This is a genomic window from Streptomyces sp. NPDC015532, from assembly GCF_043078065.1.
In the GTDB taxonomy this organism is placed as follows: Bacteria; Actinomycetota; Actinomycetes; order Streptomycetales; family Streptomycetaceae; genus Streptomyces.
In genome coordinates this window covers 187,541-204,992 of record NZ_JBIBSY010000015.1, presented here as the reverse complement: position 1 = coordinate 204,992, position 17,452 = coordinate 187,541, and the positions used below count along the sequence as shown (strand labels likewise).

The following is a 17,452-nucleotide window of genomic DNA, read 5'->3' as shown; positions in this document are numbered from 1 at the left end:
GTCAGGGGAACATACTTGAACGTGCGGGAAGGTCTCGCGGTGGTCCTGAGGGGGAGCTGCAAGGTGAGTGGCGGAGGCCAGGGGCTCGGCAAGGTCGAGGTGCGGCTGAAGTGGGATCCGAGTCCGTACGGGGAGCCGCCTCGGCACCTCGACATCATCGCGACGACGTATCCGGCGGACGCCCCTTACGGGCGGCCGGCGTATGTCGTGCACTATGACAGCCGGTCGCCGGACGGCACCATCAACATGAGCCGGCACAGCCAGACCGGCATGGGCTTCGGGTTCGTCGAGGTGATGGTCCTGGAGTTGGACCGGCTCTCACCCTCGTACGGGCGGGTGGTGGTCGGGGTGGCCATCCACCAGGACGGCGGCCCCCGCACGTTCGGCGACATCTCCAACGCAGGGGTGGTCGTCGTCGAGGGATACCGGCAGCTGATCGCGGACGACCTCGCCCGGGTCGCCGATGCCACGGCCGCGACGGTGGCCGAGTTCGCCCGGGACTCCGCTGGAGTTTGGGAGATGCGGGAGATGATCCGGGGCTTCGACAGCGACCCGGTGGTCTTCACCGCGGAGATGGGCAGCCCGCAGCATTGAGCGCTCCCCGGGACTTTCGACGATCGGCCGCTTTGCTTACGGATCCGGACAGCACCACGCAAGAGCGCTGCTGTTCGTAAGGGGTGTCGACCCAATGGCGATGAGGTCCGGACGGGGCGTGACGCTGCGTGCGAGGCGGTGGCGGCGCAGCCCGCTGCGGCGCACGAGTGACCCGGTCTAGGCGCGGCTGCTGCTCGTCGCATGGACCGTGGGTGTGCTGGGTGGCGCGACCACGGGCGGGACGGCCGCGTTGGCCGCGGAACGGGGTTTCGAAGAGGACCGCTCCAGCCGCCGCCAGGTCGCGGCGATCCTGCTCGAGAACGCCAGGGATACGGCGCCCGCGCACGCCGACGTGAACAACAACGCCAGCGCGCCGGTCCGGTGGACCCCGCCCGACGCCCGGACACGGACCGGGCGGGCCGCGATGCCCGCGCACACGCCCGCGGGGACACGCGTACGGGTCGGCACGGTCAGCGGTGCTCGGGGTTCTCGAAGTCGAAGCGGCAGCCCGCGTCCCACTCGGATCGCTGGTTGCCGTGCGCGGGGATGCCGCCGGCGTTCTTGAGCATCCGGGCGAGGTGAAGCAGGTTCCATGTCATGAAGGTGGTGTTGCGGTTGGTGAACTCGTTCTGCGGTCCGCCGGAACCCGGGTCGAGATAGGACGGGCCGGGCCCCGCCTCGCCGATCCAGCCGGCATCGGCCTGCGGCGGGATGGTGTAGCCGAGGTGCTGGAGGCTGTAGAGCACGTTCATCGCGCAGTGCTTGACGCCGTCCTCGTTGCCGGTGATCAAGCAGCCGCCCACCCGGCCGTAGTACGCGTACTGGCCGGCCTCGTTGAGCAGCGAGGAGCAGGCGTACAAGCGTTCGATGACTTGCTTCGTCACGGAGGAGTTGTCGCCCAGCCAGATCGGTCCCGCGATGATCAGGATGTCCGCGGCCATCACCTGGCTGTACAGGACTGGCCATTCGTCGCTTTCCCAGCCGTGTTCGGTCATGTCGGGCCAGACGCCGGTGGCGATGTCGTGGTCCACGGCACGGACGACGTCGACCGCGATGCCCTGGCGCTCCATGATGCCGCGGCTGACGTCGATCAGGCCCTGGGTATGGCTGCGCTCGGGTGAACGCTTGAGCGTGCAGTTGATGATCAGGGCGCGCAGGTCGGTGTACGAGGTCGCCGTGTCCGGCATGGGTGCGCCTTCCGTCGTCGGGCGGGCATGGAGTCCTGTCCACTTCACCAGGCGGGGCCCGCTGACGCCCGCGGGCTGGGCCAGACGTGCAAGCACGGTGCGGGCCGCCCGGACGGAGCGCTGAAGTGTCGACGCTGGAAGACCTGGGGGGACCCGCGGGACGGCAGCAGCGACCACGTCACGACCCCGGCAGCGCCGAAACGCAGCACCTCCAAGAATTCTGACAAATCATCACATATCTTGTCGGCGAGGAGTAGTGGTTGCTCACGCGCGGAGACGCTGTCCGCGTCGCGCGCGCCCACCACGGCCCTCGTCCATGTCGTCTCCGCTCGCGGCCCACGGTGCCCGAATCTGGCTCGACCAGGGACGCAGGCCTCCAGCGAGACGTCGATCCCGGTCCTTCCTGGAGGCAGAACATCGTGCAGAAGATCACTCGCATCGGCATGGCCGTCGCGACCGCGCTCGCCACAGCAGCCGTATGCACCCCGTCCGTGCCCGCTGCGGCACACGGTGGCGGCGGGCACGACCGCGGCGGCCACCATGCGGTCTTCGTCCAGACCGACAATCCGGCGGGCAACCAGATCGTCGCCTACCGGCGTGCGGAGAACGGGCGGCTGACCCAGGCCCGCACCTACGACACGCGCGGTCTCGGGGGCGTGCTGGCCGGGTCGGTCGCCGACCACCTCGCCTCGCAGGGCTCCCTGACCTACGACCCGCGCCACGCCCTGCTGTATGCCGTCAACGCGGGCAGCGACACCGTCTCCGTGTTCTCGGTCGACGGCGACCGCCTGGCACTGCGGCAGGTCGTCCGCTCCGGCGGCCGTTTCCCGGTGAGCATCGCCGTGCACGACGACGACGTGTACGTGCTCAACGCCCTGAACGGCGGGTCGATCCAGGGCTACACGGTCGATCACGGCCGCCTGCACAAGGAGGCCGGACGGAACCGCAGTCTGGGGCTCGACCCGAACGCCACGCCCCAGTTCACCAACACCCCGGGGCAGGTGGGCTTCACCGGCGACGGTTCCCAGCTCGTCGTCACCACCAAGGCGAACGGCAGCAACCTCCTGGTGTTCAACCTGAACCGCTCCGGCGCACCGGCCCATTCCCCGGTCACCACGAATCTGCCGGGCGCCGTGCCCTTCGCCTTCGTCCCCAACGGCCGCCACGGCCTGTTCCTGGCCGAGGCCGGGACGAACGCCGTCGCGACCTTCACCATCCACCGCGACGGCACCGCATCGCAGGAGGCATTCGCGCCCACCGGCCAGTCGGCCACCTGCTGGATCGTCGCCGCCCGCAGCCTTCTCTACGCCTCCAACGCGGGCAGCTCGACCCTCAGCGGCTTCCGCGCCTCCGACCACGGCCGCCGACTGACTCCCCTGGGCAACACACCCACCGACCCCGGCACCGTCGACGCCGCGACCACCCCGGACGGGCACTACCTCTACGTCCAGACAGGGGTCAACGGCATCGTCGACGAGTTCGCGGTCAACCACGACGGCTCACTCACCCCGCTTGGCTCCCGGACCGTACCGGGAGCCGTCGGCGGCGAAGGCATCGTCGCCCCCTGACCGGCCACACGCACGGCACAAGACCGCGGCCCCGCCCACCAAGCGGGGCCGCAGCCTCCTGGCGCCAATCCACCGCATCTCTGGGTCTGCAGGTCCCGCATTGGCGTTGCACGATGACACACGCGATCTTGCCGTCGTGATCCGAGAGTATGGCCTCGCCGGACTTGGGCTCTTCGGCATCGTTGAGCCCTACGGCTGCACGGCCGCCCTCTCGCGGAGGGCTTCACCGACTTTCTGGTAGGAGTCGATTCGGTGCTGTGCGCGGCGGGCGCGTTCGTCCTGGTCCCTTACAAAGAGAGCTTGCTTCCCCGGGTGGTAGGTGCTGACGACTTCCAGGGTGCGGCCACGGACAGCATCCGGGTGGGCCTTGAGCAGGCGCCGCCACACGTCCTGCGCTTCGTTACCTTGGAGGAGCACTACCTCGGCCCTTGGCATCAACCCCAGCAACTGCTCCAGAACCTTGGCTCCGGCCTGGAGCTCAGCTGCTTTCGGCGCGCGGTTGATGTACCAGGGATAGGCGTTCCAGGGAGTGACGTCATGCGGAGCGATCCCGGCTTCCTCAAAGATCTGGGCCTGAAGCTCCGCTGTCGGATCATCGTTCTCCACGCAGAGGAATCCCGAGCCTGTTCCGTCCAGCGTCTTGGGGCCCGGGTCTCGCAGAATGGACAGGACGCGAGCCTCCGCTCCTCCGTGCCACGGCGCGACGTAAGGCATCCAGCCGCGTCCTTCCGGCTCACGCAAGGCATCCACCATCTCGTTGACCGGACGGACGTGGGGGGCGTAGCGCTCTTGCTCCTGCTCCGCCTGGAACGCCTCTTCACGCATCCGTCTGGCCATACTTCCTCCAACGCTCGCCGGCAGCTTCGCTTCGCAGGGACCCTAACCGGCGCGTCTGACACTCTTCGATCGGACCTGTCACAGGCTTCGGCTCCAGCCAGCCTGGCGACTCAGATCGTTTCCTGCCGCACCCAGGCGAGGTGATCGCCGAACGGCGAGATTTCGAGCTTCTGGGCCGGCCTCCCTCCGGGCCCGATCGGCATTACGCCGCGGACTCGGCCCTGCGTTCCCGCCAGGTTCCACGGACGGTTGATGCAAGCGCGCCCTGCAACCGGCGAGACCTCCCCGTCTCACAGCGCCCCTGCGACGGGCACGGGCTGGGAAAGAGCAATCGGATGGCACGCGAGCACGGACGCCGGGAACGAGCAATTGCCCGGCGCCCTCGACCAGTCGGCCGTGATCAGTCTGCTCTGCGGCGAGTTCCGGATACGGCTGATGTGCAACGGAGTCGTAGGCCGCGACGCACGTGGGGGGCAGCAAGCGCCTCCGGCCAAAGCTGACCAGGGGCGGACCTGTACGCCCCTGCAACCCGAGAGGCAGCCCCGCGCCAGCGAGCCCTGGCATACTTTGCATAATGCAAAAGTAAGGAAGGGGAAGGAATGGGCACCACACAGGCGGTCCGGCAGGGCGAGCGGACCCTCGGCACGGACACGGGATTCGCCAGGCCCTCTCTGCGTCCCACGGGACTCCGCACCGCTCCCTGGGGACTGATGGCGCTGGCGGTGACGGTCGGCGCCGGCGCCGGTGCCGGCTCGATCGTCTTTCGGTGGTGCATCGAGACGTTCACGCACCTGTTCTCCGGGCACATGGATTACGCGGCCTCGCCGGGCGCCGCCAACCCGCACGCACCCTGGCTCGGCCGCTACTTCGTCCTCCTGGCGCCGGTCATCGGCGGACTGTTGTACGGCCCGCTGGTCAACCGGTTCGCGAAGGAAGCGCGCGGACACGGCGTGCCCGAGGTGATGCTGTCCGTAGCGCAGCGCGGCGGGCGGATCAGCCCGAAGGTCGCGATCGTCAAGACGCTCGCCTCAGCCTTGACCATCGGTTCGGGTGGCTCGGTGGGCCGTGAGGGACCGATCGTGCAGATCGGTTCCGCGCTCGGCTCGACCCTCGGGCGACTGGCGAGGCTCACCGAGGGGCGACTGAAGCTCCTCGTCGCCTGCGGCGCGGCAGGCGGCATCGCCGCGACCTTCAACGCGCCGCTCGCCGGCGTCTTCTTCGCCATGGAACTGATTCTGGGCACCTTCAGCGCGGAGGCGTTCGGTGCGACCGTCCTGGCCAGCGTGACCGCCAGCGTCATCGGGCGTGCCGCCTTCGGCGACGTGGCCTTCCTCGACCTGCCACCTTTCCACGTCGCCCACGTCGCCCAGTACGGCCTGTTCGCCCTGCTCGGCGTCGTCGCCGCCATCGCCGGGGTGGGATTCTCCCGGGTGCTGTACCTGATCGAGGACGCCTGCGACTGGGCCTGGCGTGGGCCGGAATGGCTGCGCCCGGCTGTCGGCGGACTCGCTCTAGGGTTGGTACTGCTGGCCCTGCCGGAGATGTACGGGGTCGGCTATCCGGTGCTGCAGAAGGCCACCGAGGGCGGTTACGCGATCGGCTTCCTGCTCCTGCTGCTGATCGGCAAGATGCTGGCGACGAGTCTCACCATCGGCATCGGCGGCTCGGGCGGGGTCTTCGCCCCCAGCTTGTTCATTGGCGCCATGCTCGGCTCGGTGTACGGCGCCGCCGTACACGATCTGCTGCCACACATCGCTGGCGCTGTGGGCGCGTACGCCCTGGTCGGCATGGGTGCCGTCTTCGCCGGCGCCTCCCGGGCGCCGATCACCGCCGTGGTGATCCTCTTCGAGCTGACCGGCGAGTACTCGATCATCCTGCCGCTGATGCTCGCGGTCGTGCTGGCCACCGTCACCAGCCGCCTGATGTCCCACGACACCATCTACACGCTCAAGTTGCGCCGACGCGGCGTCGACCTCGAGGGCCCCGCCCGTGGTGCGCAGATCAGCACTCAGCAAGTCGGCAGCGTCATGGACCCGCTGCCCTCTGCGCTCCCGGCGTCCACGGCACTCGGCGACGCCGCCGAGTTGCTGAGCCTCTCCGGCCACGGCGCGCTCCCGGTCGTCGACGGCGCCGGACAGTACGTCGGCACCGTCACGGCTCAATCAGTGGCCGAGGCTCTCGCGGAAGAGCCGGAGGCAGCACCGACAACGGTCGGGCATCTCGCTGAGCCGCCCACGCCCGTCACGACGGACCAGCCCCTCGGGCAGGCTCTGCACGCCCTGCTCTCGGCAGGGGGAACCGGGGTGCCGGTCCTGGATCCCGAGCACGGCAAGCCGGTCGGCTGGCTCAGCCACCAGAGCGCACTGCGGGCCGTGCACACAGCCGTGTGAGGGAGCGGCCGACGGAACCAAGACAGCCGTCAGGGTCCGCTCGGCGTCCATCAGAGTATTTTGCACTGTGCAAAGATGGGTGGGGTGACCTGTCCGGAAGACCGCCCGAGAGAGGTGAACCATGCATTCACACGTTCACCGCGCTTACTCGTTCGCGTGCCTCGACTGCGGGTACGGCTGGGAGAGCGCGTACGAGATAGACGTGGCCATGGACGAGCACGCCCGGATCTCCGCCGTCTACCACCTCGATGGCAGCCGCGTGCCCTCGCCCCTCACGTCTCCCCAATGCCCCGCCTGCGAAGGCCGCAAGATCCGCATCATGCGGCCAGGGCGCGTCTCGTCCGCACGTCTCCACGAAATCTGAAGGACGCGTCGCCCGGCGGGCGCCCATGCAAGTTCGACCGACGGGTGGACTGCAACGTCAGAGGCTGCGATGACAGTTGGCCGCGCCGCTCGCCGGCAGCCCGCAGCGGTGGGCGGCGATGACACCTGCCGCAGCGCCGTCCAGCGATTGGTCGAAAAACGGCTCTCCACGGCTTTCGCGGGCAGCCCCGTACGTCTTGCTCGTTGTCGAGCCTGGCGGCGGCCGGCTGTGCAGGGCCTCCGGGCCGCAACGGGCCGGGCCGCCCGCATGGGGTCATTCATATCCTGCGGGTGTCGGTCGGCCCCGCGTCGATCCCTAGGTGAGCCAGGCCCGTGCCGCGCTCATTGATGGCCATGACGCCCGTCCCGGCGTGCCGCTTCGCCGCTCTGCCCTGCGCGGCCGGCGTGGGCGGCACCGTGCCCGTCACGGCCGCTGCCGGGCGCGCCGCCCATCATGCGAAGCATGTCCCTGCCGCCGGTGCGGAAGAACCTGATGAGGAGGGCGGCCGCGAGGATGAGGAAGGCGATGTTCAGAAAGGTCGTGTAGTTCCAGGTGACGCCCTCCGTCGGGATCTTCGCATCAGCCTGGTCGGGGATGAGGCCCAGGCCCCCGAAGGCGAACTCCACGATGTAGCCCGCCACGACGGTGGCGAGATAGAACGTGCCGAGGAGGAAGAGGGCCATCTTCGCGCCGTAGTACTTCCGGTAGATGTTCAAGATCGGCAGGATCAGCAGATCGGCGAAGATGAACGCGACGACGCCGCCGAAGCTGATGCCCCCGGTCCACAACACCACCGCCAGCGGTACGTTGCCGATCGAGCAGACGAACGAGGCGATCGCGACCAGCGGGCCGACGACCGGACCCCACAGTTTTGCGGCCAGAGGGTGGCCGTCGAAGAAGAACGTCTGCCAGAAGGAGTCCGGCACCCAGGCGGCGATGGCTCCGGCGATGAGGAGACCGATCACCAGATCCCGCAGGATCGCCGCCCACTCCATGACAAAGACGTGGCTTGTCGACGTGAAGCCCTCGCGGGACACCAAGCGGCGGACGAAGGACCCCTCGCCGGGTACGGACATGTCCATGGCTGCGTGCCCCTCCATGGAACCGGTGAGTCCCCGTTCGGACTGATCCCGCGCCTGGCGCAGAAGCCCCTCGCGAAGGAAAAGGCGGAACAGCACCGCCAGGACGACGATCATGATGGGGCCGCCGACGAATTCCGCCGCGGTGAACTGCCAGCCCATCAGCAGGGCGAGGATGACGCCGAGTTCGACGACCAGGTTGGTGGAGGCGATCTCGAAGGCCATGGCGGCGGTGAAGTTCGCGCCCTTGCGGAACAGTGAGCGCGCCAGGGCCACGGCGGCGTACGAGCACGACGAAGAGGCGGCGCCGAGACCGGCGGCGACCGTGAGCGTGCGCGGGCGGTTGTCTCCGAGCAGGGAGGCGACGGTGGACTTGCGCACGACGGCTTGGACCACGGCGGACAGTGCGAAGCCCAGGATCAGGGCCCAGGTGATCTCCCAGGTCATGGATCCGGTGATCGACAGAGCGTGCAGTACGGCGTGGATCATCCTTGAAGCCTTCCCGGGCGGGCACCGCAGTTCGCCATGACCACGTTGCGCGATTCGAGCGTCGCTTCCGCGTCCGGCCGCGCGGCACGTTCGGTCATACCCCTCCGCCGTTTCTCGTCGGGAATAGCCAGATGGAGCGGACAGAGCCTGTCATCGGAGTCAGCTGCGCCTACCCGTCCGGAGGCTCCTTCTTCATCACTTCCGGGCGATCACCCTTCCCTGAACCACAGCCCCTGACGCGTGTGACGCACAACACATAGCACAGTGCAAATTTTGCGCAGAGCAATGATGGATCGGGCCGACCCGTCCGTACTTCCTGGCATACGGAACCGTTCGTGTCTGGAGGCAGCATGTCCAAATCACGCAACCGGCTGGGGACCGTCTTCGTAGGCGGTGCGCTGAGCCTGACCCTCGCGGCCCTCGTGTACCCCGCGATGCTCGGAGTACAGACCACGACCACGTCCACGACGCGCATCATCGCCAACACCCGGTTCGGCCCGCTGACCGAGGCCGACCGGGATTTCGTGGTCAAGGTCCGCTCGGCCGGGTTGTGGGAGTACCCCCTCGGCGAGATCGCGATGCAGAAGGGCACGACAGCGGCCGTGAAGGAAGCCGGCGCGCACCTGATCGTCGGCCACGCCGGGCTCGACGAACTGTGCCGAAAGATCGCCCCCGAGCTCAACATCGCCCTGCCCAACCAGGCGACCCCGCAACAGCAACAGTTCGTGGCGACCGCCGACTCGAAGACCGGGAACGAGTTCGACTCCACCGCGGTCAACATCATGCGCGTGACCCACGGGCAGATCTTCCCCGTCATCGCCAAGATCCGCGCGAGCACCGAGAACACCCTGGTGCGCCAACTGGCCGACCTGGCCAACGACACCGTTCTCGATCACATCACCGTGCTGGAGAAGACCGGCCTGGTCAACTTCGACCAGGCCAACTTCCAGCAGACCAGTCCGCCGAAACTTCCCCAGGCCCAGCTGACTCCGCCGCCGCCCCAGCCGGGAGCACCCGTCCTGGTCCTCAAAGCGCGTCCGGACCTGAACGTGCACACGGCTGCTCCGACACCGACCCCGACAACGGGCTGATCACCGGGAGTCGATCGTGTTCCGATTTCGCACGGCCGCATCGGCGCAGGGCCGCGCCGTGGTCGAGACCGCATGCGTGAGGCGGTAGGAGCGTACGACCGCGACCACGCAACCGGCGACGAGCGCAGCGGCCAGGGCGGCCAGATCACGGAGCGGGCCGGTCACCGACCCTGCCTCCACTCCACGCGGCGGCACCCGCCCCTCGGGGTCGTAGACGAGGGCGAGCGCGTCCCCGGGCCGGGTGGTCCGGCCGCAGCCCCGCCAGATGCGGACCTCGAGCGCTACACCGTCCTGGTCGGCCACCGAGCAGAGGTGGCGGCCGCTGCCGGGTGCCGCCTGACTCCCGCCGTCGACAGATGTGACAACAACGGACTGCTCACGCCCCTGACCGGCCAGAACGACGGCCGCCGCGGCTTGCGGAGCATGGAGCGCCAGACACACGCCGAGCACCGCGACGATGCCGACCAGCGCGCGCCCAGCCCGCACGAGGACCAGATAGAGCACGAGGGCTGCGGCACACACCAGGCCCGCCTCACCGTCGGCCATTGCGGACGCACCGGTCCAGGCGCCGACGGCTCCCGTACCGACGATCGCCAGGGCCCCGAGGGTTCCGGCAAGGAGTCCCTCCCCGAGCAGCCACCAAGGAGGCAGGCCGACGAACTCGGCGGGTCCCCACACCGTCGTCCGAAGGTGCGCCATGAGACGTGGCTCCGTCACGGGCGGGAAATGATGCAGTCGGCGCATACGTGTCCCGTCCCCCAGCGTCGTCCCTTTTCCGGCAGCAGCCGCATGTCCCGGGCCCGGGAGCCTCCGGTCCTGCACGCGCCCGGACGCGGCCGCATTGCCGGACCGGCACCAGTGGACGCCCGTTCACCATTCTCTTGCATTATGCAAAATGATCCGGCCGCAGAGAAGTCAGGCAGGGCGTCGTCGGGATACCGACGCCGGTTCGTCATGCACGTCAGGAGTCGTGCGCCGCTTCGGCGTCGATAACCCAGCCGAGCGGATGCGGCTCCGGATCGTCCGCCGCTGGGGCCGGAGGTTCTCCCCCTGCCTCGTTGAAGGCGGCGAGTGCCTCGACGAGGGCCACTCTCTGCCGCGGAGCGAGCCGTTCCACGATCGCGGCGATTTCGCCTCGGCGCCTGGCGGTGACGTCCTCGACGGTCCTGCGCCCTTCATCCGTGAGCCGCAGCAGCGTCTCGCGCCGGTTCTCGGGATTGGTCTGCCGGTCGGCCAGCCCGGCCGTGATGAGCCGGTCGACCATGCGCATGGCGGTGGAGGGCGCGACCTGGAGCAGCTCGGCCAGGGCGACCAGCTTGGTGGCACCACGCGCGGACAGCACGACGAGCATCCGGAACTGCGGGAGAGTGACTCGCTCCTCGACCTCGGTGAGGGAGCGGGCCGAGACCGCAACCAGCAGCCGTGTCGCGGTCAGTACCGCCCTCGTCACAGCATCGACATCATCCATGGCCCCAGCAGGGGTCTCTCGCTCCGGCATGCGTCCTTTCTACCGTGCCGAAGTCACCACCCACTTACCCGCCGGGAGTAGATTTTCCTTCCCCATGACCGTGATACCGGAGCAGCAGCATGGCAGCGTCGTCGTGGGGCGGTCCGGCAGCATGCCGCATCAGGTCCTCCCGCAAGGCGTCCAGGGCGCCGTGCGCGTCGGCATCCTTGAGAAGGTGCGCACGCTCACCAAGGGGATAGAACGAGTTCCCCTCGTCGCGGGCCTCGGAGACGCCGTCGGTGAACAGCAGCAGCTGCTCGCCGGGGGCGAAAGCCACCCGATGCGGTCTTGGCCCCTCGACCCCGTGTGCGCCCAGACCCAGCGGAAGCGCGTAGGAGGGTGGCTGCGGAAAGTCCACAGACCCGTCCTGACGTACGACCATCGGCGCCGGATGGCCGTAGTTGAGGAAGACGACCTCACGGTCCGAGCCGATCTCGGCGAGCACGGCGGTGACGAACTTCTCACCTTCCAGCTCCCGGGCCACGCTGCGCTCCAGGCGTTCGCCGAGTCCGACCAGGTCGGACTCGTCATGCGCGGCCTCCCGGAAGGCGCCCAGCACCACGGCCGCCGTCTCCACCGCGGCCAGACCTTTGCCCTGCACATCACCGACGATCACCCGCACGCCGTGCGGCGAGGCGACCACTTCGTACAGGTCGCCACCGATGCGCGCCTCCGCCACGGCGGAGGTGTAGGACACCGCAGCCTGCAGCGGCCCTGCGGTCCGTGGCACCGGCCGGAGCAGCACCCGCTGAGCCACTTCCGCGATCGAGCGCACATTGGCCAGCTCCACCTCGCGTCGGCCGCGCATGACGGCCGCCGCGATGCCGGCAACGGTGACGCCCGCCACGGACGCCATCGCGGTGAACCCCCGGCGCTCCTCGAACAGCCCGTCGTACAGGCCGAGTCCGACGCACAGCACCAGAGCGATCGCGCCGATCAGCGCCGTCCGCCGCCAGCCGCCGACCAGCCCGGCGAACGCCGGCCCGAGCGAGACCAGAGGCAGAAAGCCCACTCCCGGTCCGGCGACGACATCAGCGGTGGCCACGACGCCCATCGCGGCCACCGGCATCCAGGACAGCACAGGGAAACCGGACGTCGCCCTGTTCACGGTCATGACGTTCTCCACGGTGTCGCAACGATCGAGAGCCGCCTTCCACAGGCACGGCAGGAGCCCCTTCCTTTAGACTATGCAAAGGTTTCTCAGGTCAAGCGACTCCGGCTCGACCCTTTACCCAATCGAAGCCGGGATCCGTCGCTCCAGTCCCCCGGGAAGGGTGAACATGCCTCAGGCCGACCCCCGGCGACCACCACCCCCGGCCGGATGGCGACGCATGGCCGCACGGCTGCCGATCCTTCTCTTCCGCATGGGACTGGGGCCGGCTTTCGGCGGGCGGCTGCTCCTGCTGCACCACACCGGCCGCGCCACCGGGCTCGACCGGCGGGTGGTACTCGAAGTAGTGGCGTACGAGTCGAACGCCGGCAGCTGGATCGTGGCCTCAGGCTTCGGAACGCGCTCGGACTGGTACCGGAATCTGCGCGCGGAGCCGAAGACCGTCATCCAGTTCGGCAACCGGCACCACGCCGTCACCGCCCACTTCCTCAGCGCGGACGACGGAGCCGACATCATGGCGCGCTACGGACGGCGGCACCCCCGGACTGCACGCCGACTGTGCGCGTTCATGAAGCTGCCGTCGGACGGGAGTGAGGCCTCGTTCCGTGACGCGGGCCGGGCCATCCCGTTCGTGCGGCTGGACGAGGCCCGGCCCCGGCTGCCGTGAGCGGCGCGGCGTACGGAGGGGTCGACCGCTCCGCCACCTCTCGAAACAGTCCGAAAGCATGAGCAGCACATTTTGCACTGTGCAATGATCTGTTTCGGGGGCCGATCCGACGGCCTGCTGCCGCCTGGCGTCCAGGAGTGACGACGGCACGATTCCCCGGCACGGGCAAGGCGCCGGCCGTCGGATGGCCCCCACCAGCGGGCCGTTGGCAACCCTCACATGCTTGACATTTTGCCCAACTCATCGATCAGGCAACGCGGCAAGATCCCTGGCGACGTCGAAAGGCCTCGATACCGAGCCCGTTGGGTCTCAGAATGGAATCCGCCGCATGAGGAGAAGAGGGGGCCGTGGCCGATCGAGAGCCGGACTGCGACACAACGCCGAACGAAGGGGAAGACGCTCCTTCCTTCGCGGACGAGGTGTGGCAAAAGTTCCTCAATGACGGCGAGCACGCCATCCTGGCCTCCGCGCCTGAGGAACCTTCCGCCTTTCAGAGGGCAACGCCCGACCATCGTGCTCCACTGGAGGCGGACGCCACTCGGTGGCCGACGGAATGCAGGAATCTGAGCTGGGCGGCCGATTCGGGGTCCCGGCAGCACCTGCCGGACGCGGTCGGCGAGCTGTGGCAGCCGGAGGAGCCCTGGCGAGGTCCGGCCTGGAGGGACATGGACGGCCGGGCAAGGCGCCGACGCGTCGCCCGCGCCCTCGTCACGGTTGCCGCGATCCTCGCGCTCCTGAAAACCGCCTCCTGCTTGCCGACGAGTTCGGACGCTCCGTCCGACAGGTCTGCGGACGCCACCTCGCAGCAGCCCGAGGACGCCCCCGACGACCCATCCACGGAGACAGCCTTCCCGCCCGGCCCGGCGTCCGCGGACACACCGTCGCCCGCATCCCGCGTGGGGTGAAGGCCGAAGACGTCGGCGTGCCCACGCGGGGCACGCCTGGAGGGCAGGTGCTGGGGGGATGGACGCCGGTAGAAATGAATGAATCGAGCCGGGACGACGTCGGGACGGCGGCCTCTGTGCTGGAGACGTCGCTCGCGCTGGACAACGACGGCTCCCGCATAGCCGAGGCACGCGATCTGGCCGTGGCCTTCCTGGTGCAGGCCCGAGACGATCATGGCATCCCGGTGGCGACCAGGGCGGTGGAGAACGCCCAGCTGATCGTCAGCGAACTGGTCACCAATGCCCGCAAATACGCCCCAGGGCCCGCTCTTCTGCGTCTGCGGATCAGCGGCGCCATGCTGCAGGTCGAACTCTGGGACAGCAATCCCGTCGCACCGGCCGCCAAGGCCCCGGACCCGAAACGCATCGGCCAGCACGGCCTGGAGATCGTCACAGCCCTCGCCCAGACCGTCACCGTGGAGCGGACACCCCTCGGCAAGCGCATCACCGCGGACATCGTCCTCACAATCACCGCATAGCCCGCCCGGGTTTCGCCAGTCAGACCAGCCCCGCATCAGGCCAGGGCGAAGTAGCGCAGCCACACATAGCCGAGGGAGATCGCCACGGTCACGGCGGTGACGATCAGGCCGTACTTGGTGAACTGCCAGAAGGTGATGGGCTGGCGGTTGCGTTCGGCGATGCCGAGGACGACGACGTTCGCGGAGGCGCCGATCGCGGTGGCATTGCCGCCCAGGTCGGCGCCGAGGGCGAGAGCCCACCACATGACGTGGTCACTGCCTCCGCCCATGTTGTGGACCAGGTCGCCGGTGATGGGCGCCATGGTCGCGACGTACGGAATGTTGTCCACGACGCCGGACAGCACGGCCGAGGCGCCCAGCAGAGTCAGGGAGCCGCCGAGTTCGTTCGTGCCGATGGCATCGGCCAGCGCCTTGGAGACCTCGTCGATCACACCGGTGTCGATGAGACCGCCGATCATGATGAACAGGCCCGCGAAGAAGGCGAGGGTGGGCCACTCGACCTCGGACAGGACCTCGCTCGTCTCGGCGGTGGAGACGGCGATGAGCAGTCCCGCGCCGAGCAGGGCGACGATGCTCGGTTCGTAGTGCAGCACCGGGTGCAGGACGAATCCGGCCACGACCAGGGCGAGGACGATCAGGCCCTGGACCAGCAACCGGGGGTCCTTGATGGCTTCCCGCTCCTCCAGGTCCATGATCTCGGCGGCGCGGTCCTCGTCGTAGACGAAGAACCTGCGGAACATCACCCGGCACAGTGCCACGAGAACGACAACCAGCAGCACGGCCAGTGGGGCGAGATGGACCAGGAAGTCGTTGAAGGTCAGTCCGGCCCGGCTGGCGATGATGATGTTGGGCGGGTCGCCGACCAGGGTCGCTGTGCCGCCGATGTTGGAGGCGAACACCTCCGCGATGAGGAAGGGGGCGGCCGGCAGCGCGAGCCTTTCGCAGACCAGCAGCGTCACCGGGGCGATGAGCAGGACCGTGGTGACGTTGTCGAGAAGCGCGGAGGCGACCGCCGTGATGACGACGAGCATGGCCATCACCCGGAAGGGCTGGGCCTTCGCCTTCTTCACGGACCAGATGGCCAGGTACTCGAACATGCCGGTCTTCTTCAGCACGCCGACGATCATCATCATGCCCATGAGCAGGAAGATGACGTTCCAGTCGACGCCGGAGTCCTCGGAGTAGAACGCCGACACGTCGTCGGTCGCTCCGATCGCCAGCATCAGGCCCGCGCCGCCGAGGGCCACGGCGACGCGGTGGATCTTCTCGCTGATGATCAGGGCGTACGCGCCGACGAACACGGCGATTGCGGCCCAGCTGTGCCAGTCGTTCACGTTGCTCCGGTTCCTGCGAGGGGTTGCACGGTCCTGCTCCCGGTCTCGTTCCCGTCAGGGATACCCACCAGGTCGTCGACGTCGAAGGCCCGCGCGATCGGCACGTCGGTGGAGCTGTGCGCGATGATCGAGAAGGCGATGCACACCGCGATCAGGGCGAACGCCTCTTCCGCCTGCGGGATGCCGGACTGAAGTACCAGCAGCCCGTACACCACGGAGGCGAAGCCCTTCGGGCCGAACCACGCCGCCACCAGCCTCTCCTTGCGGGAGATGCGCGTACCGAGCAGCGAGATCAGCAGCGAGGCGGGGCGGATCAGGAGGATCGCCAGGATCACCGCGGCGTAGCCGCCCCACGACAGGTCCCCGAACAGGGCCGGGGTCAGCAGCGCTCCGAAGACCAGCAGGGCCGCGAACTTCGCCAGTTCCGCCAGGGCCTCGCCCAGCGGTTCGAAGGACTTCTGTGCCTCCGGTGAGACGTGTGCGAGGACGGCGCCGGCCGAGAACGCCGCCAGGTAGGTGTTGGCGTGCGTGAGGTGGCACGTCGCGTAGAGGATGATCCCGGTCGCCAGCGGCAGCAGCGGCTGCAGCTTCGGCTCCGCACCCAGCAGACGGAAGCGCACCAGAGCGTTGACCAGCAGCGGCAGTGCGATGCCGAACGCCATGCCCAGCAGCAGCTCCAGGCCGATCGTCCCGGGCGATGCCTCGCCCTTGCCGGCAATCGGGCCGGCGGCGGCGATCAGCACGAGGACCACCGGGAGGGCGAGCCCGTCGTTGATACCGCTCTCCACGTTCAGCAGCTGCCGCAGCTTGGCCGGGACCTCCCTGCGGCCGACGATCGCCGAGGCGAACACCGGGTCGGTGGGCGCCAGGACGGCTCCGACGAGGAACGACGTCGTCCAGTCCAGGCCCACCAGGAAGTGGGTGACCAGAGCCATGAAGACGAACGCCAGCGGCATGCCCAGGCCCAGGGCTCGCGCCGGGTTCCGCCAGTTGGAGCGCAGTGTCGGCAGTGAGACGTGCATCCCGTCGGTGAACAGGACCGCGAAGAGGGCCAGGTCCGCCGTCACGGAGACGATCTCGCTGTCCGGCGTGATGTGGATCAGGCCGAGGAAACCATCGCTGACGAGCGCACCGCCGACGAGGAAGAGAAAGGAGGTCGACAGCACCGTCCGTGCCGCAAGACCCGAGAACAGCACCGCCACCAGCAGCGCGACGCCGAACACCACCACCAGCACCATGTCGAACGCCCCGATCGGAAGAGAGAGTGATCCCCTGCTCGCCGACCAGGCTTCCCGGCACACCGATGGGAACCTTACCGGTTCTTGACGCGCCTTTAACAGGTTGTTGCCGGGCACTCAGGACAGCAGGAGATTGCCGGTTCCCGGCAGGACCGGGCCCCATCGGGTTCCTGGGACTGGCACAACCACTGAACGGCGGGAGCACCGACGCGACCCTCCTGAATAGCGCGGGACTCCCGGCGGACCGGCCAGAAGTCCTCGTGACCGCGGTGGGTGATCGTCAGTGCCCGACCGCGAGTTCGCCGCTGAGCTTGCTGTGAAGCTGGGCACTGGGGGCGTTGAGGCCGGTGATCTCGACCGTCTTGCCGTGCTGGGCGTACTTGGTCTCGATCGCGTCCAGGACGGCGACGGAGGACGCGTCCCAGACGTGCGCCGCGGACAGGTCGATGACGACCTTGTCCGTATCGGTGGCGTAGCCGAACCGGCCGACGAGGTCGTTGGAGGAGGCGAAGAACAGTTCACCGGTGACCCGGTAGACGCCCGTCCGGCCAGGTCGGCCAGGGGGCACCGGCA

The 17,452-nt window shown here is 68.7% G+C and carries 15 protein-coding genes and 1 pseudogene; 7 read left to right on the top strand and 9 right to left on the bottom strand.

The window, feature by feature from the left end; genetic code table 11:
- Window positions 1–63: 63 nt before the first annotated feature.
- Window positions 64–594 (top strand): TerD family protein, encoded by a 531-nt coding sequence (locus ACF07B_RS34365; RefSeq protein WP_392181810.1) that lies wholly within the window; start codon window positions 64–66, stop codon window positions 592–594.
- A 470-nt stretch (window positions 595–1,064) separates the two neighbouring features.
- Here the strand turns inward: ACF07B_RS34365 and ACF07B_RS34360 are convergent, their stop codons facing one another.
- The gene (locus tag ACF07B_RS34360; protein ID WP_392181809.1) at window positions 1,065–1,781 is read right to left on the bottom strand and encodes a flavodoxin family protein; all 717 of its coding nucleotides are present in this window, start codon (window positions 1,779–1,781) and stop codon (window positions 1,065–1,067) included.
- Window positions 1,782–2,200: 419 nt separating this feature from the next.
- Between ACF07B_RS34360 and ACF07B_RS34355 the strand changes: the two genes are divergently transcribed.
- Entirely contained in the window at window positions 2,201–3,349 is a 1,149-nt protein-coding gene (locus tag ACF07B_RS34355; RefSeq protein ID WP_392181808.1) for a lactonase family protein, read from the top strand.
- 189 nt (window positions 3,350–3,538) lie between these two features.
- Here ACF07B_RS34355 and ACF07B_RS34350 read toward each other — a convergent pair whose 3' ends face one another.
- Complete coding sequence (locus tag ACF07B_RS34350; RefSeq protein ID WP_392181807.1) at window positions 3,539–4,174, bottom strand: uracil-DNA glycosylase; 636 nt, start codon at window positions 4,172–4,174, stop codon at window positions 3,539–3,541.
- Window positions 4,175–4,896: 722 nt separating this feature from the next.
- On the opposite strand from ACF07B_RS34350, the gene ACF07B_RS34345 reads away from it, so the two are divergent.
- Window positions 4,897–6,576: a chloride channel protein gene (locus ACF07B_RS34345; RefSeq protein WP_392181843.1), complete on the top strand. Its 1,680-nt coding sequence runs from the start codon at window positions 4,897–4,899 to the stop codon at window positions 6,574–6,576.
- Window positions 6,577–6,697: 121 nt separating this feature from the next.
- Window positions 6,698–6,940 (top strand): hypothetical protein, encoded by a 243-nt coding sequence (locus ACF07B_RS34340; protein ID WP_392181806.1) that lies wholly within the window; start codon window positions 6,698–6,700, stop codon window positions 6,938–6,940.
- Between the two features lie 341 nt (window positions 6,941–7,281).
- On the opposite strand, the gene ACF07B_RS34335 is transcribed toward ACF07B_RS34340, so the two are convergent.
- Entirely contained in the window at window positions 7,282–8,505 is a 1,224-nt protein-coding gene (locus tag ACF07B_RS34335; RefSeq protein ID WP_392181842.1) for a permease, read from the bottom strand.
- A gap of 353 nt (window positions 8,506–8,858) precedes the next feature.
- Here ACF07B_RS34335 and ACF07B_RS34330 point away from each other — a divergent pair, with 353 nt between their 5' ends.
- A complete protein-coding gene (locus ACF07B_RS34330; RefSeq protein WP_365736555.1) occupies window positions 8,859–9,599 on the top strand; it encodes a DUF4142 domain-containing protein in 741 nt (246 codons plus the stop codon).
- On the opposite strand, the gene ACF07B_RS34325 is transcribed toward ACF07B_RS34330, so the two are convergent.
- The 3 genes from ACF07B_RS34325 to ACF07B_RS34315 all read right to left on the bottom strand — a co-directional run bounded on the left by ACF07B_RS34325 (window position 9,600) and on the right by ACF07B_RS34315 (window position 12,220).
- The gene (locus ACF07B_RS34325) at window positions 9,600–10,298 is read right to left on the bottom strand and encodes a hypothetical protein (protein ID WP_392181805.1); all 699 of its coding nucleotides are present in this window, start codon (window positions 10,296–10,298) and stop codon (window positions 9,600–9,602) included.
- Window positions 10,299–10,560: 262 nt separating this feature from the next.
- Window positions 10,561–11,097 (bottom strand): MarR family winged helix-turn-helix transcriptional regulator, encoded by a 537-nt coding sequence (locus ACF07B_RS34320; RefSeq protein ID WP_392181804.1) that lies wholly within the window; start codon window positions 11,095–11,097, stop codon window positions 10,561–10,563.
- 34 nt (window positions 11,098–11,131) lie between these two features.
- Window positions 11,132–12,220 carry a PP2C family protein-serine/threonine phosphatase gene (locus ACF07B_RS34315; protein ID WP_392181803.1) on the bottom strand — a complete coding sequence of 363 codons (1,089 nt, stop codon included), beginning with the start codon at window positions 12,218–12,220 and terminating at the stop codon, window positions 11,132–11,134.
- Window positions 12,221–12,437: 217 nt separating this feature from the next.
- Here ACF07B_RS34315 and ACF07B_RS34310 point away from each other — a divergent pair, with 217 nt between their 5' ends.
- Both ACF07B_RS34310 and ACF07B_RS34305 read left to right on the top strand, forming a co-directional pair.
- On the top strand, window positions 12,438–12,884 hold the full coding sequence (locus tag ACF07B_RS34310; RefSeq protein ID WP_392181802.1) for a nitroreductase family deazaflavin-dependent oxidoreductase: 447 nt from the start codon (window positions 12,438–12,440) through the stop codon (window positions 12,882–12,884).
- Between the two features lie 979 nt (window positions 12,885–13,863).
- Window positions 13,864–14,307 (top strand): ATP-binding protein, encoded by a 444-nt coding sequence (locus tag ACF07B_RS34305; RefSeq protein WP_392181801.1) that lies wholly within the window; start codon window positions 13,864–13,866, stop codon window positions 14,305–14,307.
- A gap of 35 nt (window positions 14,308–14,342) precedes the next feature.
- Here the strand turns inward: ACF07B_RS34305 and ACF07B_RS34300 are convergent, their stop codons facing one another.
- The 3 genes and pseudogenes from ACF07B_RS34300 to ACF07B_RS34290 form a co-directional block, all read right to left on the bottom strand.
- Window positions 14,343–15,641, bottom strand: a complete 1,299-nt coding sequence (locus ACF07B_RS34300) for an ArsB/NhaD family transporter (RefSeq protein WP_365736569.1) — start codon at window positions 15,639–15,641, stop codon at window positions 14,343–14,345.
- Window positions 15,638–16,879 carry a cation:proton antiporter gene (locus tag ACF07B_RS34295; protein WP_392181800.1) on the bottom strand — a complete coding sequence of 414 codons (1,242 nt, stop codon included), beginning with the start codon at window positions 16,877–16,879 and terminating at the stop codon, window positions 15,638–15,640. The genes ACF07B_RS34300 and ACF07B_RS34295 overlap by 4 nt, the downstream gene beginning before the upstream one ends.
- A gap of 280 nt (window positions 16,880–17,159) precedes the next feature.
- Window positions 17,160–17,429: pseudogene (locus tag ACF07B_RS34290) on the bottom strand (STAS domain-containing protein); the annotation flags it as partial.
- Window positions 17,430–17,452: the final 23 nt, after the last annotated feature.